The organism is uncultured Pedobacter sp., from assembly GCF_913776295.1.
Taxonomy (GTDB): Bacteria; Bacteroidota; Bacteroidia; order Sphingobacteriales; family Sphingobacteriaceae; genus Pedobacter.
In genome coordinates this window covers 51,088-77,391 of the sequence record NZ_CAJYOJ010000052.1, presented here as the reverse complement: position 1 = coordinate 77,391, position 26,304 = coordinate 51,088, and the positions used below count along the sequence as shown (strand labels likewise).

At 37.8% G+C, this 26,304-nt stretch carries 23 protein-coding genes; 8 read left to right on the top strand and 15 right to left on the bottom strand.

Translation table 11 applies throughout. The annotated features are described in order from the left end of the window. Positions 1-124 precede the first annotated feature (124 nt). From QZ738_RS10720 to QZ738_RS10705, 4 genes are all read right to left on the bottom strand, one after another. The gene (locus QZ738_RS10720; RefSeq protein WP_293787363.1) at positions 125-322 is read right to left on the bottom strand and encodes a cold-shock protein; all 198 of its coding nucleotides are present in this window, start codon (positions 320-322) and stop codon (positions 125-127) included. Positions 323-520: 198 nt separating this feature from the next. Continuing rightward, positions 521-1,156 (bottom strand): peroxiredoxin, encoded by a 636-nt coding sequence (locus QZ738_RS10715; RefSeq protein ID WP_293787348.1) that lies wholly within the window; start codon positions 1,154-1,156, stop codon positions 521-523. Positions 1,157-1,318: 162 nt separating this feature from the next. Next, positions 1,319-2,413 carry a serine protease gene (locus tag QZ738_RS10710; protein WP_293787346.1) on the bottom strand — a complete coding sequence of 365 codons (1,095 nt, stop codon included), beginning with the start codon at positions 2,411-2,413 and terminating at the stop codon, positions 1,319-1,321. Positions 2,414-2,419: 6 nt separating this feature from the next. Continuing rightward, a complete protein-coding gene (locus QZ738_RS10705; protein ID WP_293787344.1) occupies positions 2,420-2,986 on the bottom strand; it encodes a sigma-70 family RNA polymerase sigma factor in 567 nt (188 codons plus the stop codon). Between the two features lie 202 nt (positions 2,987-3,188). Between QZ738_RS10705 and QZ738_RS10700 the strand changes: the two genes are divergently transcribed. The 5 genes from QZ738_RS10700 (at position 3,189) to QZ738_RS10680 (ending at position 6,568) form a co-directional block, all read left to right on the top strand. After that, positions 3,189-3,407, top strand: a complete 219-nt coding sequence (locus tag QZ738_RS10700) for a hypothetical protein (protein ID WP_025142863.1) — start codon at positions 3,189-3,191, stop codon at positions 3,405-3,407. A 146-nt stretch (positions 3,408-3,553) separates the two neighbouring features. Then, positions 3,554-3,772 carry a hypothetical protein gene (locus QZ738_RS10695; protein WP_025142864.1) on the top strand — a complete coding sequence of 73 codons (219 nt, stop codon included), beginning with the start codon at positions 3,554-3,556 and terminating at the stop codon, positions 3,770-3,772. 132 nt (positions 3,773-3,904) lie between these two features. After that, positions 3,905-4,126 carry a hypothetical protein gene (locus QZ738_RS10690; protein WP_293787341.1) on the top strand — a complete coding sequence of 74 codons (222 nt, stop codon included), beginning with the start codon at positions 3,905-3,907 and terminating at the stop codon, positions 4,124-4,126. A 456-nt stretch (positions 4,127-4,582) separates the two neighbouring features. Beyond that, positions 4,583-5,929 carry an adenylosuccinate lyase gene (gene purB, locus QZ738_RS10685; RefSeq protein WP_293787339.1) on the top strand — a complete coding sequence of 449 codons (1,347 nt, stop codon included), beginning with the start codon at positions 4,583-4,585 and terminating at the stop codon, positions 5,927-5,929. 87 nt (positions 5,930-6,016) lie between these two features. Beyond that, positions 6,017-6,568: a NifU family protein gene (locus QZ738_RS10680; RefSeq protein ID WP_293787337.1), complete on the top strand. Its 552-nt coding sequence runs from the start codon at positions 6,017-6,019 to the stop codon at positions 6,566-6,568. 200 nt (positions 6,569-6,768) lie between these two features. Here the strand turns inward: QZ738_RS10680 and QZ738_RS10675 are convergent, their stop codons facing one another. The 4 genes from QZ738_RS10675 to QZ738_RS10660 all read right to left on the bottom strand — a co-directional run bounded on the left by QZ738_RS10675 (position 6,769) and on the right by QZ738_RS10660 (position 11,377). Further along, positions 6,769-7,557, bottom strand: a complete 789-nt coding sequence (locus QZ738_RS10675) for an inositol monophosphatase family protein (protein WP_293787335.1) — start codon at positions 7,555-7,557, stop codon at positions 6,769-6,771. A 58-nt stretch (positions 7,558-7,615) separates the two neighbouring features. After that, positions 7,616-8,767, bottom strand: coding sequence for a prolipoprotein diacylglyceryl transferase (locus QZ738_RS10670; RefSeq protein ID WP_293787333.1), 1,152 nt, complete (start codon positions 8,765-8,767; stop codon positions 7,616-7,618). A 584-nt stretch (positions 8,768-9,351) separates the two neighbouring features. After that, entirely contained in the window at positions 9,352-10,674 is a 1,323-nt protein-coding gene (mtaB, locus tag QZ738_RS10665) for a tRNA (N(6)-L-threonylcarbamoyladenosine(37)-C(2))-methylthiotransferase MtaB (protein WP_293787331.1), read from the bottom strand. 133 nt (positions 10,675-10,807) lie between these two features. Then, the gene (locus QZ738_RS10660; protein WP_293787329.1) at positions 10,808-11,377 is read right to left on the bottom strand and encodes a UbiX family flavin prenyltransferase; all 570 of its coding nucleotides are present in this window, start codon (positions 11,375-11,377) and stop codon (positions 10,808-10,810) included. A 692-nt stretch (positions 11,378-12,069) separates the two neighbouring features. Between QZ738_RS10660 and QZ738_RS10655 the strand changes: the two genes are divergently transcribed. Continuing rightward, the gene (locus QZ738_RS10655) at positions 12,070-13,902 is read left to right on the top strand and encodes an ATP-binding protein (protein ID WP_293787328.1); all 1,833 of its coding nucleotides are present in this window, start codon (positions 12,070-12,072) and stop codon (positions 13,900-13,902) included. 39 nt (positions 13,903-13,941) lie between these two features. Here QZ738_RS10655 and QZ738_RS10650 read toward each other — a convergent pair whose 3' ends face one another. The 4 genes from QZ738_RS10650 to QZ738_RS10635 all read right to left on the bottom strand — a co-directional run bounded on the left by QZ738_RS10650 (position 13,942) and on the right by QZ738_RS10635 (position 20,103). Beyond that, the gene (locus QZ738_RS10650) at positions 13,942-14,169 is read right to left on the bottom strand and encodes a hypothetical protein (protein WP_293787326.1); all 228 of its coding nucleotides are present in this window, start codon (positions 14,167-14,169) and stop codon (positions 13,942-13,944) included. A 334-nt stretch (positions 14,170-14,503) separates the two neighbouring features. Further along, positions 14,504-15,367 (bottom strand): OmpA family protein, encoded by an 864-nt coding sequence (locus QZ738_RS10645; protein ID WP_293787324.1) that lies wholly within the window; start codon positions 15,365-15,367, stop codon positions 14,504-14,506. 73 nt (positions 15,368-15,440) lie between these two features. After that, the gene (locus QZ738_RS10640) at positions 15,441-17,951 is read right to left on the bottom strand and encodes a beta-L-arabinofuranosidase domain-containing protein (protein WP_293787322.1); all 2,511 of its coding nucleotides are present in this window, start codon (positions 17,949-17,951) and stop codon (positions 15,441-15,443) included. 169 nt (positions 17,952-18,120) lie between these two features. Then, positions 18,121-20,103, bottom strand: coding sequence for a sialate O-acetylesterase (locus QZ738_RS10635; protein ID WP_293787320.1), 1,983 nt, complete (start codon positions 20,101-20,103; stop codon positions 18,121-18,123). 218 nt (positions 20,104-20,321) lie between these two features. Between QZ738_RS10635 and QZ738_RS10630 the strand changes: the two genes are divergently transcribed. Further along, positions 20,322-20,642 (top strand): RNA-binding protein, encoded by a 321-nt coding sequence (locus QZ738_RS10630; RefSeq protein ID WP_293787318.1) that lies wholly within the window; start codon positions 20,322-20,324, stop codon positions 20,640-20,642. A 219-nt stretch (positions 20,643-20,861) separates the two neighbouring features. Further along, positions 20,862-22,112 carry a Na+/H+ antiporter gene (locus QZ738_RS10625; RefSeq protein ID WP_293787316.1) on the top strand — a complete coding sequence of 417 codons (1,251 nt, stop codon included), beginning with the start codon at positions 20,862-20,864 and terminating at the stop codon, positions 22,110-22,112. Between the two features lie 210 nt (positions 22,113-22,322). On the opposite strand, the gene QZ738_RS10620 is transcribed toward QZ738_RS10625, so the two are convergent. From QZ738_RS10620 to QZ738_RS10610, 3 genes are read right to left on the bottom strand one after another with little or no spacing between them, the layout of a single operon-like run. Beyond that, a complete protein-coding gene (locus QZ738_RS10620) occupies positions 22,323-23,999 on the bottom strand; it encodes a sodium/sugar symporter (protein ID WP_293787314.1) in 1,677 nt (558 codons plus the stop codon). Between the two features lie 31 nt (positions 24,000-24,030). Then, positions 24,031-25,182: a galactokinase gene (locus QZ738_RS10615; protein ID WP_293787313.1), complete on the bottom strand. Its 1,152-nt coding sequence runs from the start codon at positions 25,180-25,182 to the stop codon at positions 24,031-24,033. 10 nt (positions 25,183-25,192) lie between these two features. Further along, positions 25,193-26,254, bottom strand: coding sequence for a UDP-glucose--hexose-1-phosphate uridylyltransferase (locus QZ738_RS10610; protein ID WP_293787312.1), 1,062 nt, complete (start codon positions 26,252-26,254; stop codon positions 25,193-25,195). Positions 26,255-26,304: the final 50 nt, after the last annotated feature.

The following is a 26,304-nucleotide window of genomic DNA, read 5'->3' as shown; positions in this document are numbered from 1 at the left end:
GTAAAATAAACCCAACAGATAGCGTAATCCCGATTTGGTTATTATTTTATCTTGAGCGGATTTCAAGTACAAAAGCCCTTCTCTCGAAAGGCTTTGTAGAATGAAAAAATATGATAACTAATGCTTAAACTTTCTTAACGTTCACCGCTTGCAGACCCTTTCTGCCTTCTGCCACTTCAAATTCTACCTTATCGTTTTCCTTCAAGCTTTCAATTCCGCCTAAAACATCTTTAAAATGCACAAATAAGTCTTTATTGTCTTCCTGCACAATAAACCCGAAGCCTTTTTGCGTATTAAACCATTTAACTTTTCCGATTGCCATAAAAAAAATAAATATTGTATAAATAAAATAAACCGTTACGCCTTGATCAGCATTTATTTTAAACAATTGCGCATTAATTTAAACAAAACAACCAGTTTAAGCATGAATATTGAAACAAAACTAACTAAATATAATAATTTTCACCTATAACGCAAGTTATCGCACCTTGTTAAACAAGAATGTTGCGCTAAAACCGAATTATTTATTTGGCTGAGGTGTTGTGCGTAGATAAGGTTTAATGACCTGGTGTCCTTTCGGAAATTTGGCCGGGATATCTTCTGTCTTAATGCTATTTACCACAATTACATCTTCGCCATCTTTCCAATCGGCCGGAGTAGCTACGCTATAATTAGCGGTAAGCTGCAAAGAGTCAATCACACGCAATACTTCGTTAAAATTTCTTCCTGTAGATGCCGGATAAGTAATCATCAATTTCACCTTTTTATCGGGACTGATGACGAACAAAGACCTAACAGTTAAGGTTTCTGAGGCATTCGGGTGAATCATATCATAAAGGTTAGCCACTGTTTTATCCGGGTCGGCAATGATCGGAAATTCTACAGTAGTATTTTGGGTTTCGTTGATATCACTGATCCATCCTTTATGCGAATCGGCAGAATCAACGCTTAGGGCTAAAACTTTAACGTTTCTTTTATCAAATTCACCTTTTAAAGCTGCTGTTCTACCCAATTCAGTGGTACACACAGGTGTATAATCAGCAGGGTGCGAAAACAACACGCCCCAGCTATCGCCTAAATAATCGTAAAAATCTATTTCGCCAATAGAGGTATCGGCCTTGAAATTCGGTGCGGTATCGCCTAATCTTATACTCATGATCTTATTAATTTAATTTTGATGATAACAAATCTAAACAATAGTATAGTAAATACATAGATTTAATATTAATTAAAGACTTCCAAATTACAATTCCACAAAAAAACCCTGACGAATAGATCCACAGGGTTTAAGAATATTAATTTGTTTGGGGTATTGCTTTTAATATGCTTTGATCATAAATACGTAATCCTGTATTTTTTCGATCTGTTTGGTACGTTTTAAACCAGAAAGCAAGCTTTTTTTATTGGCAGTAAGTTTGTTTACGCCCAGCGAATCCTGAGGAATAGCCCTCATCGCCTCCAAAATATACTTTGATTTAATAGCAAAAGCTGCGCCTTCAGTTTGATCTGGCTTACCGCTAATGATACCAACTAAATTTCCATTGTTATCTAACACAGGGCCACCACTATTACCTGGGTTGACCGAAATGGCTACCTGATACTGGGTAGTATCACCTACAAAACCATTTTTGGAACTTACATAACCTTCTCCAAGCACCGCATCATCTTTCGGATAACCTAAAGTATACACCATTTCGCCAATGTTACTGGTATTTCTTTTGATGGTATAAGGAATAGAAGATAAATTATTAAAATGTTTATCGCTTATTTTAAGAATGGCAATATCATTCTGAGGATCTGTGTAAACCGATTTTACTTTAAACGATTCTCCTTTGCTATTTTGTACGTATAACGAATCAGCACCATTAATAATGTGCAGGTTGGTTAGGATGTAACCATTTGTAGAAATGGCAAACCCCGTACCACCAAAACTATTTTGATTATTTGGCTTATCAGAAGTGGCGTTATTGTGCTTTATATTTCTGATTAAGCTATTTTGTGTTTTAATGGCATTGTTTACCCGGTTACTTAACTGCCTGTAGCGCTCGGCCTGTTGAGTGCTGTGCTGAATAGAGTAGATAGAGACCAAAGAAAGTACGACAAAAGATGCGGCAACGGCAATGGCAGATTTATGTTTCCGCCATAACTGAACCACACGCGAAGGATGAGGTCTCAGTGTAGCAGCCAAACTTTCCACATCAATTTCGGAATGGATATGATTCAACTGTTCCTTTAAACGTAACTGTTCTGCAAATTCATCCATAGAAGCTAAGAAGAACTTGTGCGATACTACCTTGTGATCTACTGTAGCATCGTTAAGACGTAACTTTTCAAAAGCATCTACTTCCTGCGCATTAAGTTTACCTAACAGATAATCTTCAATAATTGCATCTAACTCCAAATCGTTTCTCATTTCAAATTATGGTTGAAAAAATATTTTCTTTAACCTTTGCAAACATTTATATTTCTGCGTTTTTGCATTATCCGTATTGGTATAACCGAACTTTTCGCAGATATCCTGCATGGATAAATTATGAATATAAAAATCCTGAATAATGGTTTTACAGGGTTCACCAAGATGATCAAGTGCTGATTGCATTTTTTCAAATGAAGCATCTTTTTCTTCGTGGTGTTCCAAATCCTCTTCTACAGCAAAAACATCCTCATAATCAGTAATACTGCCCGTCTTTTTACTATTTAAGCTGAGCTTTTTTAGCCAAATACGCCGGCAAACTGAATAGATATAAGTTTTCAGCTTGCTGCTAAGTTCAAAATTACCTGCCTTAATTTTGTTATATAAAACGATTATGCCTTCCTGATAAACATCTTTTGCATCATCTTCATCACCGTTATTATTCAGGATAAACTGCAAAACCATCGCGTAATAAGCTTTGTATAACTTGTTAAGTGTATCTTCTGAGTTATTTAGAATACCTAAAATAACCTCTCTATCTGTTGGAACTGAACTCTTTAAACCGTTATTCACTAGTTAATACATTTTTCTGTAAATAGTAACCCAATATTAGACAAAAAAATTTATAGCCACTATTTTTGTTTAATACAAAGATCAGACAAACGGTAACCCAAATTCCGCCAAAAAAAATATTTTAACTTTCCTTCAAATTTTCGGGTTACCTTTTTACCTTTGCGGCATTAATAAGAAATTAAATACTTAAAAAAATTCAAAAATGAAAAATGCATTCAAATTAGGCTTTTTAGCTTTAGCTTTATCTTTATCAGTTGTTGCTTGTAATTCAGAGAAAAAAGCTGAAGGTGCTGATACTACTTTAACTGACTCTTCTACTATCGTTACTGATACTACTGCAAAAGATACTACAGTTAAAGATTCTACAGTTAAAGATACTACTGTAAAAGCTACTACAACTACAACTGAAGTTAAACACTAGTTTAACTTTACCATATAAAAAAGTGCGTAGAATTTAAATTCTACGCACTTTTTTATTTTTATTCATTTTTTTTATTTTTTTTGGGTTACCTTTTTAATTAAGTGGTATTAACAGGTAAATTAATTAATTACTTAAAAATATTCAAAATGAAAAATGCATTCAAATTAGGCTTCTTAGCTTTAGCTTTATCTTTATCAGTTGTTGCTTGTAATTCAGAGAAAAAAGCTGAAGGTGCTGACACTACAGCTACTGACTCTTCAACTGTAATTACTGATACTACTAAAAAAGATACGGTAGTAAAAGATTCTACAGTAAAAGATACATCTGTAAAAACTACTACAGAAAAAACTGAAGTTAAACACTAGTCTAACTTACTTATAAAAAAGGCCTTTGAAATTCATGTTTCAAAGGCTTTTTTATTTTAGCAGAAAAAAACAGGTTACCTTTTTAAATTCCCGGTATTAAAGATATACATTAACCCTAAAACATATATCAAGATGAAAAATGCATTCAAATTAGGTTTTTTAGCCTTGGCTTTATCGCTAACAGTAGCTGCTTGTGGCGAGTCAACCAAAAAATCAGATGGCGCTGATACAACAATTACAGATTCTTCTACCATTATTACCGATACCACAAAAGTTGATACCGTAGTAAAAGATTCTACCGTAAAAGACACTTCGGTTAAAGCTACGACAGAAAAAACTGAAGTTAAACACTAATAAAATTTGCTTATTGCAGTGAGAAAAGGTCAGGATTTTAAATCCCGACCTTTTTTATTTAATAAATCCGGGTTACTTTTCAATCTTTTTTTGGTATTAGCAGTTAATTAATTTTTGAACAAAACCAATCAAACAAGATGAGAAAGGCATTCAAAACAGGCTTTTTAGCATCAGCCTTAAGTTAATCAGTTGCAGCTTGTAAATCGGAGAACAAAGATAGCGGAACCGAGTCATCTAAAGTTGATTCTGCCATTCTTGATACTGCAATTAAGGATATTACTGCAAAAGATACAACTATTAAAGAAACGCTGGTTAAATTGATACCACTGCCATAAAAAACAGGGCAATTAAAGCTTTTGAAAAAGACTTAGGTGAGCTCAGGCTTTTTTATTTAGGCATCTAGGCCTTAAAATCCATCAATTGTAGTAAATTTGCGGCAAAAATATAATCCGCATAATGAATTTAACATCGCTACAAGCTATTTCACCTGTTGATGGCCGTTACAGAAAAACTACAGAAAGTTTAGCCGCTTACTTTTCTGAAGAAGCCTTAATTAAATACCGGGTTTTTGTAGAAATCGAATACTTTATCGCACTTTGCGAAATCAACTTGCCGGGCTTAGCAAATTTCGATCGAAATCTTTATGCTGAATTACGCAAAATCCACCAAAATTTCTCAGAAGCTGATGCTTTAGAAATTAAGGAAACCGAAAAAGTAACCAATCATGATGTGAAAGCGGTCGAATATTTTATCAAAAGTAAATTCGATTCATTATCACTTCAAAACTATAAAGAATTTATCCATTTTGGATTGACCTCTCAGGATATCAACAATACTGCCATTCCTTATTCCATTAAACTGGCCTTAAATGAAAGTTATTATCCGGCTATTAATGCCTTAATAGAAAAAATAAATGCCCTGGCAACGGAATGGAAAGATATCCCGATGCTGGCACATACCCACGGTCAACCAGCCTCCCCTACCAAACTGGGTAAAGAGTTTTTGGTTTTTGCGGAGCGTTTGGCTATTCAGGTAGAAAGTTTAAAAAAAATTCCGAATAGCGCAAAATTCGGTGGAGCAACCGGAAACTTCAATGCACACCATATTGCTTATCCTGAAGTAAACTGGGTTGATTTTTCGAATCAATTTGTCAACGAAACCTTAGGTTTATCACGGTCGCAACACACTACACAGATTGAGCATTACGATCAGTTTGCTGCGCAATGTGATACATTAAAACGCATTAACAATATTATTATCGATTTGGACCGGGATATCTGGACTTATATTTCCAAAAACTATTTCAAACAGAAAATCAAAGCCGGAGAGATCGGCTCATCAGCAATGCCCCATAAGGTAAACCCGATCGATTTTGAAAACGCCGAAGGGAACGCAGGTATTGCAAATGCACTTTTTGAATTCTTTGCGGCTAAATTACCCATTTCGCGTTTGCAGCGGGATCTAACGGATTCCACTGTTTTAAGGAATGTTGGCGTGCCTTTCGGACATACATTAATTGCCATTAACGCTACATTGCGCGGATTAAACAAGATTTTATTAAATGAAACTGCTTTACATGCAGATCTGGATGAAAACTGGGCAGTTGTTGCTGAGGCCATTCAAACCGTTTTAAGAAGAGAGAACTACCCTAATCCTTACGAAGCGCTAAAAGAACTAACCAGAACAAATGCTAAAATCGATGCAGCAAGCATTGCAGAATTTATTGAAGGTTTAGCCGTTTCGGAAGCAATAAAGGCGCAACTCAGAACCATTTCACCTTTTAATTACACCGGCGTTTTTTAGTTCAATTAAATTGACGTTGAGCAGACAGCCAGCAAAGGTTTTATTAACAAGTAATTGTTAATTTTGTCTATTCAAATTGATTAAGACATGACGATTAACGTATATACAGAACAGACTCCAAATCCAGCTACCATGAAATTCATGGTAAACAAGCTGTTAATAAATGGCAGTGAGGATTTTGCGACTAAAGAGAGTGCCGAACATTCGCCTTTTGCTAAAGAATTATTTAAATTCAACTTTGTTTCCGGTGTTTTTTTCGCCAGTAATTTTGTGACCATTACTAAAACAGATGATGCAGAATGGGCAGATATTGAAGCCATTTTAAAGGAATTTGTTAAAGGTGCGGTAGAATCTGAATTAAAAATCAAAGAATCGGCTGCTGAAGAAGCGCCTACATTTGAAGGTACGGAAACTGAGATTAAAATCCAGCAGATTTTACACGATTATGTACGCCCTGCCGTTGAACAGGATGGTGGTGCAATTACTTATAAATCTTTTGATGAAGGTGTAGTTACGGTAGAATTACGTGGCTCTTGCAGTGGTTGTCCGTCTTCTACCATCACACTTAAATCAGGAATACAAAATTTATTGCAGAGAATGGTGCCAGAAGTTACGGAAGTAGTTTCTGAAGCAGTTTAAAAATGAGCATTTTTCATAGTATATATAGTGAAAAGGTCGCGATGGGAATCGCGACCTTTTTTTTGCTATCTTCTGCTCTCGTCATGCTGATCCGATAGTTATCGGCTTTACTTCAGCATCTTTCCTGATAAGCCAGGCCGTGAAATAAATTTACTACGTATCTTCCCGCTGCGCTACAGGTCAGGGTGACGTTACGATTATTAAAAATACTTTTTAATTGCTTCCAGCATTTCAGCTGTAAGTTTGCCATTGGTAGCCAATATTTCCCTTTTTTCAAAGTAATTATCGCCCCCGCCAAAATCATGCACCTCTCCGCCAGCCTGCTGCACAATAAAACAGCCAGCCGCAAAATCCCATTGTTGCAGATTATATTCAAAAAAGGCGTCAAAACGTCCACAGGCTGTGTATACCAAATCGATCGCCGCAGCACCAATTCTACGTACGCCATGACTTTTCTGCATCATTTCGGCTAACAATTTTAAGTACCGCTCTTGTTTATCAAACTGATAATATGGGAAACCTGTAGCCAGCAGGCTTGATTTTAAATCAGGATTAACAGAAACTTTAATCTCTTTTTTATTCATCAGAGCAAGTCCACCTTTATACGAATAAAACATTTCTCCCCTATTTAATTCATAAACCACACCAATTACAGGAAGTCCATCCTCATAAAGCGCTACACTAATGCCATAGGCCGGAATACCATGAATAAAATTGGTTGTACCATCTAGAGGATCGATAATCCAGGTGTAGGTTTTTCCCGTGCGGTTAATGGTTTTTTCTTCTGTGATAAAACCTGCATCAGGAATTAACTTTTCAAGATTTTGAACAAGTTTCTGCTCTGCTGTTTTATCAACATAAGAAACCATATCATTTAATCCCTTATATTCTATTTTCTGAACATCAAACTGCATGGCTTCCTTACGGATGAAATTTCCGGTAAGCTTAACAATTGAGATCACTTTATTGCATAGTAATTCGTAATTCATAACTATTTAAACAACAGAATAAGGCTGTTGTTGGATTTTAAATAAACTTATAAGGTTCTTACCGGGCAAGCTGGTTCTTATTTCTTAAAGCATAAGCACTTAGCGCAATCCCCCCAACAACTAAAAAAGTAGAAATCATTTCTGCCTGTGTAAAAGATAAACCAAAAACATGGTATTTAGAGTTTACCCGGATCAACTCTATACAAAAACGTTCCACACCATTTAAGATCATATAAATGCCGAACATTAAACCAGGTGCTTTTATTTTATCTCTGATGCTCCACAAAAAGGCGAAAAGGATTAAACAGATAATTACTTCATAAAGTGGTGTAGGGTATACACCTTGAGCCAATTCGTTACAGAACTTACCCGTACAACCCGGAATAGGGATCCCCTCGCCTACCACGTTATTTGGGTATTTGTAAGACCACAACCAATCTGGCAACCACGAAAAGGGTTTTGGGTTAGGGTTCACGATTCCCCAGTCGCCATCACCCGCCATATGGCAACCAATACGGCCAACAGCATAAGCCAGCATCATGCCCGGCCCGCCTACATCAAGCATATGCAGGGGCTTAATGTCATTTCTCCTGGCAATAATCAACACCGCTGCGCCACCACAGATTAAGCCACCATAAAAGGTTAAACCGCTGAACGATAATAAGCGTTCTATAGGGTGTTGAACAAAATCATCCCAATATTCCAAATTATCAAAAAATTTTGCACCTAAAAATCCCCATATCGCGGCCCACACAATCAGATTACTCATAATCTGGTACGGATGGACGTTTACCTGTGTTTCTTTTGGTTTATCCAGTTTATGTTTGTTCTTTTCAGTATAATCCCAATACACAAATAAACCGGCAAAAAATAAACCACCTATAATATTTCCCTGGGTCGACATTAAAACCGACTGTGCATCATTTACAAAAAGTTTGTAGTTTAATAATGCGTACACCAGTTTGTAACCGATAACAAAGCCAAAAAGGCCATTCATGATCAATTCTGATGTAGTAGCAGGTTTTCCAACTATGATTGTCTTTTTGATGGGATGGAGTATTCCTAACGCTTCTTTACGTTTAAGCTCTTTGGTAAAAGCCCAGTAACCGGCAACAAATGCAAGCGCTACAAAAACACCGAATGTATTAAAGGGGAGCGGTAAATTAATGCCGAACAGGTATTCTAAAAAATGTGAAACGGTAGGAAACATAGAAATATTTTGTTGCGAAGATAGGAAAGAAAGACTAAAGACCAAAGTGGAAAGACGGAGGTCCGAAAGTCAGATGTCTGAAGACTAAATGCAAATGGCCAAAGTGAAAAGACGGAGGTCCGAAAGTCAGATGTCCGAAGACTAAATGCAAATGGCCAAAGTGAAAAGACGGAGGTCACGAAAGTCAGATGTCCGAAGACTAAATGCAAATGGCCAAAGCAGAAAGACGGAGGTCCGAAAGTCAGATGTCCGAAGACTAAATGCAAATGGCCAAAGTGGAAAGACGGAGGTCCGAAGACTAAATGCAAATGGCCAAAGTGGAAAGACGGAGGTCCGAAGACTAAATGCAAATGGCCAAAGTGGAAAGACGGAGGTCCGAAAGTCAGATGTCTGAAGACCAAATGCAAATGGCCAAAGTGGAAAGACTAATCTATGAAATATTTCGTATCTCTCCCATCACCCGATTTATACCTGCCCTTTAAAAGATTCTTCACTGCGTTCAGAATGACAGTAAAAGATGTCTGATTGAACTAAGGACTTAGGACTGAGAACTGAAGACTAAGGACTTATAACCAAGGACTAAACTAATGATGGGCGTAAGTAGTTTCCAGCTCAGCCACTTCCACTTCTCCATCCGCTGTAATTTCCAAAAGCTTTACGGCTTTCAGTTCATTTACCAAAACCGGATCGTATTTGGCACGTACTTTTACATAGTTTTTGGTAAAGCCGTGCATATAACCAGATTTCTGATCCGCTTCAAAAAGTACTTCTCCAGCAGTACCAATTTGCGATTCATAAAAAGCCCTCCGTTTCTTATCAGATAAGATATGAAGCATTTTACTGCGCTCATTCCGTTCACTTCCTGCTACAACGCCTTTCATTTCGGCTGCCGCCGTTAATTCGCGTTCAGAGTAAGTGAATACATGTAAATAAGAGATGTCCAGCTGGTTTAAAAATTGATAGGTATCCAGAAAATCTTCTTTCGTTTCGCCTGGGAAGCCTACAATTACATCTACGCCGATACAACAGTCTGGCATGATCTCCTTAATTTTAGCTACACGCTCGACATACAAATTACTCCGGTAACGTCGGCGCATTAACCCCAAAATTTTATCAGAGCCAGATTGTAAGGGAATATGAAAATGTGGGACAAACCTTTTTGAAGTGGCCACAAACTCTATAATTTCATTGCTTAACAGATTAGGTTCTATAGAAGATATCCGGATTCTTTCAATTCCTTCTACTTCATCCAATGCTTTAACCAGGTCGAAAAACTTGTCTTCCCGCTGTCCGTTTCTGATTCCGAAATCACCAAGATTTACGCCCGTTAATACAATTTCCTTAACACCGCTCTCAGCAATCATTTTTGCACGGTTTACCACATTTTCGATGGTATCGCTACGGCTTGCACCACGTGCCAGAGGAATGGTGCAGTACGTACAGGGATAATCGCAACCATCCTGTACTTTCAAAAAAGTACGTGTTCTATCACCAATAGAATAAGATGCAATAAAGTTGTGGTTAACTTTTTCGATATTTTGCTGATGAACAAGTGTTTTTGGCTGTTTTGTCAAATCGGTGATATACTCAACAATTCTGAATTTTTCTGCTGCGCCTAAAACCATATCAACACCTTCTATTTCGGCAATTTCCTGTGGTTTTAACTGGGCATAACAACCTACAATGGTTATAAAGGCATTTGGCGAATACTTTAAGGCTTCTTTAACAACTTTACGACATTTTTTATCGGCATGCTCGGTAACAGAGCAGGTGTTAATGACGTAAACATCAGCCTGGTCCTGAAATTCTACAACGGCATAACCGGCATCGGTAAATAACCGACCAATAGTGGAGGTTTCGGAGAAATTGAGTTTACAACCTAATGTATAAAATGCGACTTTTTTCATTGAAGCTGCAAAGATAGGAAATTAGATTTGAGTATAGAGATATGGATTTGGAGATTAAATGTAAATTACAGTCTATTAACAAACCCGTTGGCAGTTTTAAGTTGATTAGAAACTGTGAATTGCAAGCCGAAAACTATTTCTCCTGCCACCGGTAACTTTCCTGCTCAAAACCTGCCAGGTCCAATACCCTGCTTACCACCGTTCCGGCCACTTCTTCTATGTTTTGGGGTAAACTATAAAACGATGGGTTGGCTGGACAAATGATCCCTCCGGCCTCAGTAACTATTTTCATATTGTTTATGTGAATCAGGCTAAATGGGGTATCTCTCACTACGGCTATCAATTTTCTGCGTTCTTTTAACACCACATCTGCTGCTCTGGAAATTAAATCATTAGATATTCCCTGCGCTACCCTACCCAAGGTACCCATTGAACAAGGGATGATAATCATGGTATCGTATCTGGCAGATCCTGATGCAAAAGGTGCATTAAAATCGTTTTTGTTATAAAAGGTAAATTCTTTAAAATGGTTATAATCCTGATTCCCCAGCTCGAATTGCCAAACTGCTTTTGCATTATCGCTCATCACTATGCCAACGGCTTCAATCTGGTCTTTCAATTTCAATAACTGATCAAACAAAACCTTTGCATATATCGCACCACTGGCACCTGTAACCGCAACAACCACTTTCTTTTTTTTCATAACCACAAAAATAGCTTATCTAAATCTATTAAAGCAAAAAAGGGCCAGAACAATGTTCTGACCCTACATCTACCTATGAAAAACATACCCTCGAAAGGGTAAGAACAAATATATATAATTTTTTAAAAAAATATAAATGAGAAACATTAAATCGCTTAAATCAAACAATTTAGCTAAAATTTAAACACATAACACTGATTATCAGATCAATAATTTTTAAAATAAATAGTAAAAAACTTTCTACAAACCTAAAAAGACATTATTTTCAGTTAAAAACCGATCTATTTGGTATGATAAATCAGTCAGGTTGACCAAATAAAGTCAATTATAAGGAAGTCATTTATATCAAATGTCTTTAAAATTACATTTTTTGATGTTACCTCACCACCATCTTATAAAGGGTAGTTAAGTTTCCCTCTGCCATCATCCGGAAATAAACTTTTGACATGTTGTGCGAAATGAAAATTACAATCACGTTGCTAAGCCTGCCTATGTTTTAATGATCTGTACATGCATTTATTTTAAACGTTTTGTTGATGGTTTGCCGAGCGTCTCAGTGATAGCTATCCAAAAAGAAACCATTTATCATATAATTCTGACCATATCGTATGATAAATATGATGAATTCATCATAAATCAATTGGAATTCATTGTTTAACGGTTATATTTGAGAAAGTGTCATCTCAGATTTTATGATAGATTTAGCTTCTCCATTTTTAAAGGCATTATTAAAACATTCTACTAGCCCGGTAGTCATTTTTAAAATAAAGCCAATATTGGTGGTGGTAGAATATAACGACGCTTACCAGGCTCTAATCACACGTTCAGGCGGAAAATCAAAATTCTATGATATTGATATTATTCCCAATCTTTTATCTGATGATGAAAAAATTACGCTGATTAAAACAGTTCAAAAAGTAAGTGAATCCAAAACTAAGCAGGCACTGATTATTCATCCTATTTATTCAAACTCTCCAAACGTAAATTGGGAACTGGAATTCTCGCCGGTATTGCAAAGCGATCGCCCGGTTGAGTACCTCATTTGTTCTCTAAAGGAAGTTCTAAATGATGAGCATGAGCTTTCGCATATTTTATTTGAGCTTTCAGAAAGTGAAGCACGTTTCAGGGGCTTTTTTGAACAGGCCCCTTTGGGCATGTGCGTTTTAAAAGGCATAGAATTGATTACAGAATATGCAAACGATAACATATTAAAACTTTGGGGCAAAAACAGAAAAGAAGTTATCGGGTTACCGTTGGAAAAAGCAAGGCCTGAACTCGAAATGCAGCAGTCGCTTATAAAAGATATTTTCAAAAATAAACAGCCAATAACCATTAATGAACTTAAACTCTCTACACCAGTTTCAGATGGCTATTTTATCGCTCTTTACGAGCCTTTAAAAAATGACAAAAACGAAGTAACCAGAATTCTGGTGATTATTAAAGATATTACCGAGCAGGTTAACTTTAAAAAGGAGCTTCTGAAAGCGAAAGACATTTTAAAAATAGCTATGGATGCCTCTGAAATGGGTTCGTGGAATATCGACCTGTCGCAAAAGCAAATACTTTTATCTGAAAGAGCACAACACATTTATGAACTTGAGCACAACAGGTTAAATATAGACGAAGCCAAATCTATGATCCGCGCTGAAGATATGGCAAAGCTTACCAGAGGTATTACACGTGCCCTACACAATCGCGACGCTTTTAACATAGAATACCAGATTAACCTGAAAGGTATCAATGCAAAGCGTAAATGGATAAGAACTGCGGGAAAGGCCTATTATAACGAAGAAGGGAAACCGATTTACATAGCCGGAGCCATTCTGGATATCACAGAAAACAAACATGATGAAATCAGAAAAAATGATTTTATCAGTATGGTAAGTCATGAGCTTAAAACCCCTTTAACATCGTTAAGCGCCTATGTACAGCTTTTACAACATAAATTTAAAGAGATAGATAACGTTTTCCCTGCGCAGATCCTTGAAAAGATAAATGTTCAGTTAAAAAAAATGGCGTTAATGATTGATGGTTTTCTGAACGTTTCCTTATTAGAATCTGGAAAAATACTATTGAACAAAACAAACTTTAACCTTATTGAACTGATTAAGACCATTACAGAAGAAACCAAAATGGTTTCGCCAAGTCATTTTATTCAGGTAATTGGTCCGGAAAAAATATTCGTAAATGCCGACATGGACAAAATCGGTAATGTAATTAATAACCTGATTGGTAATGCCATAAAATACTCAAAAAAGGAATCGCTAATTGCAATCAAATGCGAGATAAAAAATAATTATCTGGTGGTAAGTGTAGAAGATGAAGGTATAGGCATCAGAGAAAATGATATCACCCGACTTTTTGACCGTTTTTACCGGGTAGAGAGCCCTGATACCAAAACCATTGCTGGATTTGGAGTAGGCCTGTATATCTGCGCTGAAGTAATTGAAAGACATCAAGGAAAAATATGGGTGGAAAGTAGATTAGGAAAAGGTTCTACTTTTTATTTCAGCCTACCGCTTTAAATGAGCAATGATTCCACAACATTCTTATTGTTTAAGTCTTTAACTAAATGTGTTAACCCTCATTCCTCCCAAAGCTAATTTAACATTAACTGCCACCAAACCGCACGCCTGCAGTTCAATTTCAAAAACTATTTTTGAATTTAAAGTAATCTGATCAGATACATGATCTAATTGAAAATGAATATCCTGGTCGTTTTCATCAGTAATGATTCCTTGTCCGTATTCTAAATCAATTTTTGTAACATATCCCTTTCTTAACTCGCCCATTACAGATATTGTTTTATAAATAATGCGCAATTATAGCTAATTTAAGTATTATTAAAAATACATAAAACATATTTTATGAACAATTAATGATAATAATTGATATAATTTTACTTACTAAAACGAATTAATAGACTGAAATGAAAGATTCTGATATTATACGATATAAAATAAATTTTATACATTACAGTGCGTTCAATGATCTTAAAGCTAACCACTTAAGTGTGAACGCTGACTTCAAACCTGTAAATGATATCAAAAGAAAAGAATTTTTTTGCATAAAAAAGGGCTGGAATTAATCTTCCAACCCATTATATAAACAATACCTGATGTTTATTTATTTTTGAGATTGCTCAGGCGCTTTGCCAATCAAATCCATAAACTGATCTAACTTAGGTGTTATGATGATCTGTGTACGTCTGTTTTTCGCTTTTCCACCGGCGGTTGCATTATCTGCAATTGGGTTAAACTCCCCACGTCCACCGGCGGTTAAACGTTTAGGATCTACAGCATATTTGTTTTGTAATACCTGCACCACAGATGAAGCACGTAAGGCACTTAAATCCCAGTTATTACGGATATTTGGTTGAGAAATAGGTACATTATCGGTGTTACCTTCTATCAGTACATCATACGTATCATAATCTTTAATAATCTTGGCAATCTTGCTTAATGTTTCACCAGCTTTATCTGATACTTCATAGCTGCCGGATTTATACAGCATGTTATCCGCTAAAGAGATGTACACCACACCTTTTAGCACTTGCACATCAACATCACCCAATTCTTCCCGGCTTAATGAACGTGTTAAATTATTAGTTAGCACCATATTAAGCGAGTCACTTTTATTTTTGGCGTTAATCAGTTGTTTGATGTACTTGTTCGAACTATTAATCTCGTCAACCAGCTTAGAAATATTCACGTTACCCTGGCTGCTGGAATTTAAACATTTATTTAACGCATCCTGTAATGCTACAACATTGGCTTTTTCTGATGCAATCTGCTCTTCTAAACTTTTAACCCTGCTGGTACTTCCGGTAAGTTCGCGTTGACTATCCTGATATTTATTGCTAAGCTCCTGATTTCTTTCTCTTAACTTTGCATAAGTATCCTGAAGTTCGGCATATTTTTTATTGCTTACACAGCCTGCAGCAAGTGTAAGGGCAAAGAGCATTATGGGAATTGATCTGTATAATTTCATAATATTACTTTATTTGTTATTACAGCATCAGCAAATTCCTTGCCGTAAAGTTTCAGATAGCCAGATACTGATGTTAAAAGGTGTTAACTTTTACCGAATCGAAGCTTGCCAGTGCCTTATATGTTCTTAATCCTATACTCCCTGAATGATATTGATTATCTGAAGCCGAAAGCACAGGATTGGCTGATCCGTTTATAAATACATCAAATTTATCACCCTTAGCTGCTACCTTTAAGGTATATATCCTATTCATTTCAACGGGAAATTTTTCTGAACTGATTACCGTCCATTTTTGTCCGTTAGCTTTTCCAAACACTATGGTTCCATTAAGTTGATCTAAGCCTACATAGTAGCCCTGATAAGCATCAGGCCCTATGGCAGGTTTAATTGCCCTGAACATTAAACCAGCATCGCCTTCAGTGTTGATTTTGACATCCGCCTGGTAAATAAAATCCTTAAAGTCTGTACCATTGGCTACATATTTAGATCCATTTATACCATAACCACCAGACCCCGGATTTGAAGAAACATGCATCTGACCATCTTTCCAAAACCAGCCACCGCCATAAAAAACCCAGTTGCCGGCCATTCCCTGATCAAAATTTTCTACCAAAGATTTATTGATCATTTTCGGTTCACCGATTACAGGGAAACAGCTTAAACGAATATTTTCGGATCCGTATGGCACCAATGTAATTTCTTCAGGCACTTCTGCTGATGCAATTGGACCGTATGGTACATCAAAAGCGGCAACCCTGCTGTAATCTAAGCCCCATGATGGAATCTTTTTAGCCAGGGCCTTTATTTTTAGTGGCGCATCAGCTGCTATGAACGGGTTCTCCGGCATCTCCGATCGAAGTAAACTGGCAGTACTTAAACCACTTTTATCAACTATTAAACCGTAATTCCATGCCGATTGCGGATGGATTTCAAAATCGGTAAAACCTGCAACAGTGTGTGTGTTTGTTACTCTTTTTGAAGCCTTGATTTCCAGCGCGTAAACGATAGGGCCACGTTCTACGCTTACAGAATTGTTTACCTGCTTTTCCGTAGTAACTACCATCGGAAAATCCAACTGCAATTGATCCTGATTTTGCCATTTTCGGGCTATAGTGAACATTTCTCCAGCCTTTACGCCCTTTAAAATTACTCCGTTTAACTTAATTTCGGGCTTTACACTCCAGGCCGGGACCCTTACAATCAGTGGAAAAGATGTAGGATTAGCAAGGCCAACTTTTAATCTGATCTGTTCTTCGAAGGGATAGTTGGTTTCTTCTGTGATTTTTACTTTTTGGTTTTCGGCAACTGTAGTTTCTATCTCCATTGGGCCATAGCTAATTACAGCCAAACCTTTCTCTGGGGTGGCCACGACACTATTTTTTACATAATAGGGCCAGCCCATGTGCATGTTATAACGGCAACAGCCAAAGCCCGAATATGGACTGGAAACAATACCAGTAGCATAATCCTGATTAAAGCCATGTTCGCCATAGATACTCTGCACCTGATTGGGCAATGTATAATAAGAATGGTTTTTAAAATCCCGGCTAAACTGAGCGGGCAAGGCATTGAAAGCCACTTTTTCTAACTGATCGCCGATTTTTGCATCATGGATAACCCTGGCAGCCGTTTCCAAACTCTGCATCCACTCTACTACGGTACAGGTTTCTACTCCTTCTATGCTGCTGGTACCGGCCAGAAATTCAGTTCCGGAACCTAAACCTTCTGGCTGACCATGGTCGTGCATAATATGATTAATGCCCCTGGAAAACGCCTGAATGTTAACAGGAAGATCTTGAAGTTGCGCATAAACTATCGGAAACTTTAAAGCCTGGGCCACATTAACCATATGTTTTGGCTGAAAATCGTCGCCAAAAAAGTAAAATCCGTTGTTGGTATAAATATCAATCCATGGGTAGGCCTGTTGTTTTAACTTTTCTACAAGCGTTAACAGATACTTTTCTCCGGTTTTATTATAAAGCCAAATGGCTATTTCCATGTTATCACCTGCTCTCGCTTTGGCCCACTCACTTAAAGGTTCAGCATCAAGGTGATCTAATTCATATTTAAAGTATTTAGAGAGGAAAGGAATAACTCTTTTATCATTTGTGGCCTCATAATAACTTTGCAGCGCATACATCATTGGCATACGCGGCCACCAGTCTCTCATTTTAGGCGGACCAAATAATCCGTTAGCTTGTTGGTGATTCAATGTCCAGTCAATATACTTTTGCGCCTTCGCTTTTAGCATTGCATCATCTAAAGTATACGCCAGTGCAACCAGGCCTTTCACATAATAAGGTACACGCTCCCAACTGCTGCCTTCTCCACCTAGCCAATCGGTATTTTTACCCAGATTATCTTTTTCCGGGTATAGCGCTTCGGCCATGCCTGTTGCTCCATCTCTTTGTTGTTCCAGCTGCTTTAACAACCAGCCCCTGGCTTTGATACTGCCAATAGGCAACTGGACATAAACATGCTGTTTTAAAGGGCTTTTATTAAATTCAGTTAAACTTTGGGCCCTTGCATATTTAATGGATAAACCGGACAGCATTAAACATAATAGGATTGTGATTTTCTTCATAAAGAATATTGGTTAGATGCTTATTGAAGTAAAAATAACAAATATATTCGGCTCATAAAACGATTTAGTTAAATATCGAAAACCAATTAACTGCTATCAGTCAGATAAAAATGATCCTACCAATCGTAGCAGATAAATTGTTGGGAGGTCGGATATTTTTTTTTAGGATCTATTTCTTTCCAAAGGTAATGCCCTGCCAGGTATCCGTCCTAAATGGAGAAGCTGGTAAGCCATCATTACTCATCAGGTTACCTACCGGATTGTTTCCCCATGCATAACGAACGGCAACGGGGTTTGCCACCATATCGCTACTCACAATAATCTGATTTCCTTTGATCAGTGCTTTGGCCCAATAAAATTTCTGGTCTGCCCCGGCAATGGCAAAACCCGTAGGTACTGCCCCATCTGCGGTTTTTAATCCGTTTTGGCTATTGCCAAAAGTTAATACAATCTGTTTTCCTTCAATTTTATTCGATTGATAAATGGGACCGGAATAATTTATGTTTTGTCCATATGTTTTAGCTAAAGCAATCAATGCCAATCTTCTACCTACTTCCTGTTTATTTTTAGGGTGGATATCTTTTGCATCGCCGATATCAATAATAGTGGCCATACCTGTATTTGGTAATGCAAGTGTTTTTTGCTGTGCCTCTCTTAATTCTGCCCATGCTGACGCTGTAGGAGTATTATCGATCTGCATAAAATTAGCCAGTTGCACAAAATAGAAAGGAAAATCGCCCTGCCCCCATTTCTGGCGCCAATCTTTGATCATGGCAGGAAATAATACACGGTATTGATAAGCTCTGTCGGCATTAGATTCTCCCTGATACCAGATGGCCCCTTTGATGGAGAATTGCTGGTAAGGATGAATCATGGCGTTGTACAAAACCGTTGGCCGGTTGGGGCCATTTTCTTCGTAGGGCTTAGGTTCGATGTTTTTAAAGTTTATACCTATTTTGTATTTCCATTCTCCTGCTAACGAAATTTTACCGGTTCCATTTGCTAAATTTAAATCGTTGGCATTACCGTATATCCCACCGCCACCGCCGCTATCAAAAACCCTAACCGTAATGATATTTTCTCCCACTTTAAGCAAATCATCAGGAATAGCATATGTTCTTCCAACATTGTATCCTGTTGTTTTACCAATTTTTACACCGTTGATAAAAGTAATGTCGTTATCATCAATAGTACCCAAATTAAGTTTTGTTCCATTTATCTTCCAATTTTCAGGGATTACAACCTTTTTTGTAAACCAAACCACCCCATCAAAATCTTTAAGTGCTGCATCTTCCCATAAGGTTGGCAGTGCCATGCTTCTCCAGTTATCACTCTGTGGTAATGCCCATTTAAAAGTTCCATGCTGATTACCTGAGTCTTTATCAGTAGTGATCTTCACCCAATTCAACAATTTTTCTTCGTAAGAAATTGATGGTGGATTCTTAGCACTTTTCTGTATCTGATCAACAGCTGCCGTGAAATCGGCTAACTTTTTTAGCGATTCGGCACTTGTCCAGGCTTCAGCAATTGTACCTCCCCAGGAGGTATGGATTAAACCGATGGGGATTTTAGTTTTTTCATACACTTCTCGGGCAAAGAAGTACGCGGTGGATGAAAATTCAGCAATATACTCAGGGCTACACTGCTGCCAGCCCCCGTTAGCCACTTTCGCATCGTTAAGCGGAACGTTACTGGCAATATGGTTAGCTTGCAATAAGCGGATATTGGGATAATTAGCCATTGCAACTTCTTTTTCGCTATTGAGGATTTTGCCCCACCCTGCCAGGGGCATTTCCATGTTCGACTGCCCTGAACAGATCCAAACATCGCCAATGAGTACATTATTTAGTACCAATGATTCTCCATCTGATATGGTAATGGTATAAGGACCTCCATAACCTGGCGTTGCCACTTTAAGTTTCCAGTTACCATTGGCATCGGCAATAGCACCGTAATTAATTTTATTCCAGGATACCATCACTTTCACCGCCTTGCCTGCATCTGCTTTGCCCCAAATTGCTGCATTTGTTTTCTGCTGTAGCACCATATTATTACTAAATACCGAAGGCAATAAAATTTTAGCCTGGGCAAATGGTGATATGAAAAGTAATAATGCGAAAAGAAGTATGGCGTTTAGCCTGAGGGTACTCATAATCCTGACGTGTTTTTAATGATTAGAAAAACGAATGTACGTTTTATACCAGTCAACATCAATATATTTTAACCCCTTCATTAAAAAATTATCATAAAACGGCGCAAAATTGATAAAATTTAGTTTGGGTAAGAATATCATTTTGCTTATTTTGCAAGACTAAAAGAACAAAGCAGCTTTTTATAGTCGCCCTCAATGTTCTCTCAAATAAAAAAATAATGGTTAAGATTTTCATAGGCGGCCTTCCTGACAATATCCAAGAAATGGATCTGGCAATATGGGTTAGCCTTCATGGCAGGGTTGAAACAATTAAAGTAGTTCGCGACAGGGCTACGGGGAAATGTAAAGGCTATGCATTTATGGAAATTTACAGCCTTCCAGATGCCAAAAACATCGTATCTACCTTAAATGGCGAAACTTTTAAGGGTAATGTGATTACCGTAAAAATATCTGATGAAGAAAGCGGTACAAAAACAGCAAAGCCGAAACCCAATTCCAGCCCAGCTTTCAAAAGTAAAAGACCCAGGTTGCAACGCTAGGTTTCGCACCAGAAGCGACCTGCCAGGTTAGCATAGCTTTCGATAACACCAAAGGGCTACCTATCCATTTTGGCAAAATAAGTTTATCCTTTATGGTATTGGGGTGATCTATCCTTTTACTTCATATCATTTATTTCCATCGAAAAATTTTTAAATCAGTTCTAAACCTATATTTGCAGGCAAGTGTTCCGACACTGATTAATCGCTACATTTGCAGATATGGAAAATTACGCCATCGTAATATTTATTTTAGTTGTGATGATTGGTCTTTCTGCTTTAGCGGACCGGATTGAAATCCCCTATCCTATTCTGTTGATTATCGCCGGAATTGTAGTAGGTTTTATACCTGCTTTGCCACCAGTTGATATTAACCCCGAAATTATATTCCTGATATTTTTACCGCCATTACTTTACGATGCCGCCTTCAATATCTCGTTCCGGGAATTTAAAACCAATATCAATACCATATTTACCCTTGCTATCAGCCTTGTTTTCATTACGGCTATTGGCATTGCTATCGTTGCACACTACATGATTCCGGAAATGGGCTGGCCAGTATCTTTTGTGCTAGGCGCAATTCTTTCCGCCACGGATGCTGTGGCTGCCATGAGTATTACCAAGGGATTGGGCTTATCGAACAAAACCAATACTATTCTGGAAGGAGAAAGTTTAGTCAATGATGCTTCCGCATTGGTGGCTTATCGTTTTGCGGTTGCCGCAGTTACCGGAACAGCCTTTGTATTCTGGAAAGCATCCCTGGAGTTTGCTTTTTTGATGGCTGGTGGATTCCTGATAGGCATGGTAATGTCGAAAATTTTGGCTTTTATCCTTAAACGAACCCACAGCAACCGCATGGTAACCATAAGCTTTATGCTATTGATGCCTTTTGTTACTTATTTAATAGCCGAACAAATACACGTTTCGGGGGTTATTGCTGTAGTTATATTAGGGTTAGGCATTTCGAGGTTTAGCAACAAGGTATTTCCGGAACAGCTTAAAAACCAGTCAAAAAATATCTGGGACATAATTATCTTCTTATTAAATGGGCTAATTTTTATATTGATTGGCCTGCAACTCCCTTATGTATATAAAAACATCAGCAGTGCAGATATTTTACCTTACATTGGCTATTCGCTGATCATTACTGTTGTGGCCTTGTTGTTGCGGATGGCACGGGTTTTTATACAAAAGGTTAATCTTCAAAAAGCTTTTCAAAAAGGGAAACACCGTATCACAGCAGACGCATTGCTTGATTTCAAAAATAGTCTGATTATCAGCTGGTCGGGTATGAGAGGCATCGTTTCGCTGGCTATTGCCATTGGACTACCGGCTACTTTATCAGATGGCCGCGCATTTCCGCAGCGGAATGCGGTTATATTTATATCAGTCGTGGTGGTTCTGTTTACCTTAATCGGGCAAGGGCTCACTTTACCATGGCTGGTTAAGAAACTGGCAAAGAAGGATAAATAACTGATTATTAACATCAATCATAAACAGCCATTGCTTTTAATTTTTTTACCGGGAGGATGCTGGAATAAATCTGATAGCTATCGGATCAGCATAAAGACTGCGGGAAAAAAAGCGTTCCTGAACCTGTTTCAGGATCTTTCAAAAAGCCCTTTTATACAAAAAGGGATAAAATCCAATGATTTTATCCCTTTCGTTTTTATAAGTTATGCTTTACCAATACACAGTGTAAAGCGCAACCAATAATCCAATAATGATTAAAGCGCCTACGGCAAAACTGGTAGAGGTTTTAAACATTTTTGCATCGATTTCCAATCCTTTGGCTTCAGCTTCAGCTTTATTGCTGAATATACTGATGATGTACATTCCAACAATGCAGAATACAAATACAAAGCCCATACGATCGAGGAATGGAATTTCATAAATTCCAGCAGCATTCTTAACCGAGAAGCCTATGCCCGACAACCATGAAAGATCTGTCCATTTAGGTAAAAATTTAAGTAAAATGGATAAGCCAAAACCTCCAATTGTGGCAAAAAGTGCTGCGCCTGAGGTGGATCTTTTCCAAAAGAAACCTAAAATAAACATGGCAAAAATACCCGGAGATACAAAACCGGTATACTCCTGGATGTATTGAAAACCTCCTTTTTTATCAATACCCAAAAATGGTGCAATTATTACTCCAAGCAACATGGCTACACCAATAGAAATTTTACCAGTCATTACCAGGTTTTTCTCTGATGCGTCAACATTTAATACTTTTTTATAAATATCTAAAGTAAAAATCGTAGCAATACTATTTGCTTTACCTGCTAAAGAGGCTACAACTGCAGCGGTTAAGGCGGCAAATGAAAGACCTTTTAATCCGGCAGGAAGTAAATTTAACAATACAGGATAGGCACGATCGGGATTTACGGATCCATCCTGCAACATTTCCGTTTGGAAGGCACCATCTTTATATAATACATAAGCGGCAATACCGGGCAATACCACAATAATAGGCATTAATAGTTTCAGGAAAGCGGCAAAAAGTATACCCCCACGGGCAGTTTCTAAATTGGCACCTAAGGCACGTTGGGTAATATACTGGTTGCAGCCCCAATAATTTAGGTTTACGATCCACATGCCACCAATTAATACGCTCAAACCTGGTAAATCGATGTAATTTTCATTATCAGGTTTAAGGATCATATGGAAATGCTCTGACGCTTTGGTCGTCATTAAGCTATAACCTTCAAGTACACCGCTTGTACCATAGTGTGTAGAAACCAGGTTCAAAGCCAGATAAGTAGTTGCCAGCCCCCCTAAAATCAGGAAGAATACCTGAATTACATCTGTATAGCCAATTACTTTCATTCCGCCAAGGGTGATGACGATGGCAAAAAATGCAATAGCATACATACAGAATCTCAAATCGAAACCGGAAATACTGCTTACGGCCAATGCACCTAAGTAAAGAATAGACGTTAAGTTAACCACCACATACAACAATAACCAGAAAACAGCCATAATCATCGCAACGGTACCGTTATAACGCTGATGTAAAAACTGGGGCATGGTGGCTATTTTATTTTTCAGATAAACCGGGATGAAAAATACGGCCACAACGACTAAGGTTAGTGCACCCATCCATTCATAGGTGGCAATGGCCAATCCCATTTTAAAACCTGAACCACTCATCCCGATAAACTGCTCTGCAGAAATGTTTGATGCGATTAATGAGGCACCAATAGCCCACCAGGTTAAAGAACCTTCAGCAAGAAAATAATCTTTAGAGCCTGTAGATTCTGATTTTTTTTTATTGTATATGTACAGCCCATAAGCAGCCACAATAACGAAGTAAATTGCAAAGACAATGTAATCCTTCGTGTCTAATAAATTGTTTTTCATTGATTTATTTTGGTTGGTATCCCTTTAGATTTTAATTAAATAAACTGGTTCCATTATCGGTTTGAACGGTATAGGAATCTAGCTTAAGGCCAAATTGCAATAAATATTTAGAAGACAGCTCTTCGATTAAATCCGCAATTTTTTCTTCTTTAACAACATTAATGGTACAACCACCAAAGCCGCCCCCCATCATTCTGGCACCAAGTACACCATCTAAAGGTTTAACCGCTTCAACTAAAAAGTCCAATTCTTTACAGCTTACTTGATAATCTTTGCTTAAACCTTCGTGCGTTTCGAACATCAGATTTCCTAAACCCTGCAAGTTGCCATTTTCAAGTTGTTCAGCCGCTGTAAGTAAACGACCGATTTCTTTCACTACAAAGCTGCATTTTGTAAATACTTCTTCATCTTTTGGCTTAACATGCGCTTCCAACATGTCAAGATTTACATCGCGTAGTGTATTGACGTTAGGGTAATGCTCTTTTATCCAGGCTACGCCTTGCTCACATTGAGCCCTTCTTTTATTATAGGCAGAATCGGCAAGGGCATGTTTTACATTGGTATTTAAAAGTAAAAGTTTATACCCGTCTAATTTTAACGGGATATAAATATGTTTCATCGATCGGCAATCGAGCATAATAGCCTGATCTTTTTTACCAAATACAGAAGCAAACTGATCCATAATTCCACAATTAACACCGGCAAATGTCTGTTCTGCCTTTTGTGCAATTAAAGCAATGTCCATTTTTGGAACCTCAAGCGAAAAAAGCTGATCTAGTGCAAAACCCGTTGCACACTCTACTGCCGCCGATGATGATAAGCCTGCGCCCAACGGCACATCGCCATCAATATAAAAATTAAAACCGCCTAACTGGTAACCTCGTTCTTTTAGCTGATCGGCTACACCTAAAATGTAGTTTGCCCAGCTATTTTCTGATTTCTGCAAGTTTTTTACAGAGGAGATATCAAACTGCTGATAACTTTCTGAAAATAAATGAATTTCATCATCTTCTCTTTTTGATATAGCGACATAAATAGCTTTATCAATAGCAGCAGGCATTACAAAACCACCATTATAATCGGTATGTTCGCCAATAATGTTAATCCTTCCCGGCGAACGAACCAAAATCGGTTCGGAATTGAAAAGTCTTTTAAATGTATTTTTTAAATGTTGTGCATTCATTATTTGATATTTAGTCTTCAGCCTTGCTGGTTTTATAGTGTACGGTAGACATTTCTTTCAATCGGGTTGCCGCAAATTCAGGCGTAATATCGCGTTGAGGATTGGCGAGCATTTCATAACCTACCATAAATTTTTTCACAGATGCCGAGCGAAGCAATGGTGGATAAAAATGCATATGCCAATGCCATTCCGGATAATCACCATCGTTTACAGGCGCCTGGTGCATACCTGCCGAATAAGGAAATGACGTTTCGAACAGATTATCGTATTTGGTAGTCAGGACTTTAATGGCCTCTGCCAGTGATTTCTTTTCGGCAGCAGTAAAAAGTTTAATGCTGTTTACATGCCGTTTGCTGATGATCATGGTTTCATAAGGCCAAACAGCCCAAAAAGGTACCAATACTGAAAAATGCTCATTTTCAAACACAATGCGCTCATTTTTCTTTTGCTCCAGCCTTAAATAATCGGCAAGTAAACTTCTTCTATGAATGGCATAGTAAGTTTTCTGACGCGCTGTTTCTTTGGCAATTTCTAAAGGGACATCGCCCTGCGACCAGATCTGACCATGTGGGTGCGGATTACTACATCCCATTATTTCACCTTTATTTTCAAAAATCTGAATATATTTTATCCAATCGTTCCCTGCCAAACTGTTAAACTCGTTCTGCCAAACATTAACCACAGCTGTTATTGCCTCTAAACTCATTTCGGGAAGTGTAAGATTATGTTTAGGGCTAAAGCTGATTACCCTACATAACCCACGCTGGTTGTTCGCCACCAACAAGTCACTTTCATTCATTTCACCAGCCGGCGTATCTTGCAGCAGCGCGGCGAAATCATTGTTGAAAACAAAACTTTCTGTATACGCAGGGTTGGTATCACCATCTGCTCTGCCATTTCCAGGGCATAAATAACATTTTGGATCATATTCGGAGCGGTTATCCGGGCTGATGTCTTCAACTTTACCCTGCCAGGGCCGTTTTGTACGGTGGGGGGATACTAAAACCCACTCACCGGTTAATATATTCAGCCGGGTATGCGGATTACTGTCTAGTTCGAATGTCTGGTTCATTTTTTATTGATCAACTGTTAGAAAAAAGAAGGGCGCACAGCCCTGCCATC

Bases quoted from the DNA above. Each gene is read 5' to 3' on its own strand.
- QZ738_RS10655 (WP_293787328.1), top strand. From the start codon at position 12,070: ATGATAGATTTAGCTTCTCCATTTTTAAAGGCATTATTAAAACATTCT.
- QZ738_RS10640 (WP_293787322.1), bottom strand. From the start codon at position 17,951: ATGAAGAAAATCACAATCCTATTATGTTTAATGCTGTCCGGTTTATCC.
- QZ738_RS10670 (WP_293787333.1), bottom strand. From the start codon at position 8,767: ATGTTTCCTACCGTTTCACATTTTTTAGAATACCTGTTCGGCATTAAT.
- purB (WP_293787339.1), top strand. From the start codon at position 4,583: ATGAATTTAACATCGCTACAAGCTATTTCACCTGTTGATGGCCGTTAC.
- QZ738_RS10650 (WP_293787326.1), bottom strand. From the start codon at position 14,169: ATGGGCGAGTTAAGAAAGGGATATGTTACAAAAATTGATTTAGAATAC.
- QZ738_RS10720 (WP_293787363.1), bottom strand. From the start codon at position 322: ATGGCAATCGGAAAAGTTAAATGGTTTAATACGCAAAAAGGCTTCGGG.
- QZ738_RS10695 (WP_025142864.1), top strand. From the start codon at position 3,554: ATGAAAAATGCATTCAAATTAGGCTTCTTAGCTTTAGCTTTATCTTTA.
- QZ738_RS10630 (WP_293787318.1), top strand. From the start codon at position 20,322: ATGGTTAAGATTTTCATAGGCGGCCTTCCTGACAATATCCAAGAAATG.
- QZ738_RS10660 (WP_293787329.1), bottom strand. From the start codon at position 11,377: ATGAAAAAAAAGAAAGTGGTTGTTGCGGTTACAGGTGCCAGTGGTGCG.
- QZ738_RS10635 (WP_293787320.1), bottom strand. From the start codon at position 20,103: ATGAGTACCCTCAGGCTAAACGCCATACTTCTTTTCGCATTATTACTT.
- QZ738_RS10700 (WP_025142863.1), top strand. From the start codon at position 3,189: ATGAAAAATGCATTCAAATTAGGCTTTTTAGCTTTAGCTTTATCTTTA.
- QZ738_RS10690 (WP_293787341.1), top strand. From the start codon at position 3,905: ATGAAAAATGCATTCAAATTAGGTTTTTTAGCCTTGGCTTTATCGCTA.
- QZ738_RS10645 (WP_293787324.1), bottom strand. From the start codon at position 15,367: ATGAAATTATACAGATCAATTCCCATAATGCTCTTTGCCCTTACACTT.
- QZ738_RS10680 (WP_293787337.1), top strand. From the start codon at position 6,017: ATGACGATTAACGTATATACAGAACAGACTCCAAATCCAGCTACCATG.
- QZ738_RS10675 (WP_293787335.1), bottom strand. From the start codon at position 7,557: ATGAATTACGAATTACTATGCAATAAAGTGATCTCAATTGTTAAGCTT.
- QZ738_RS10710 (WP_293787346.1), bottom strand. From the start codon at position 2,413: ATGAGAAACGATTTGGAGTTAGATGCAATTATTGAAGATTATCTGTTA.
- mtaB (WP_293787331.1), bottom strand. From the start codon at position 10,674: ATGAAAAAAGTCGCATTTTATACATTAGGTTGTAAACTCAATTTCTCC.
- QZ738_RS10620 (WP_293787314.1), bottom strand. From the start codon at position 23,999: ATGAAAAACAATTTATTAGACACGAAGGATTACATTGTCTTTGCAATT.
- QZ738_RS10715 (WP_293787348.1), bottom strand. From the start codon at position 1,156: ATGAGTATAAGATTAGGCGATACCGCACCGAATTTCAAGGCCGATACC.
- QZ738_RS10625 (WP_293787316.1), top strand. From the start codon at position 20,862: ATGGAAAATTACGCCATCGTAATATTTATTTTAGTTGTGATGATTGGT.
- QZ738_RS10610 (WP_293787312.1), bottom strand. From the start codon at position 26,254: ATGAACCAGACATTCGAACTAGACAGTAATCCGCATACCCGGCTGAAT.
- QZ738_RS10615 (WP_293787313.1), bottom strand. From the start codon at position 25,182: ATGAATGCACAACATTTAAAAAATACATTTAAAAGACTTTTCAATTCC.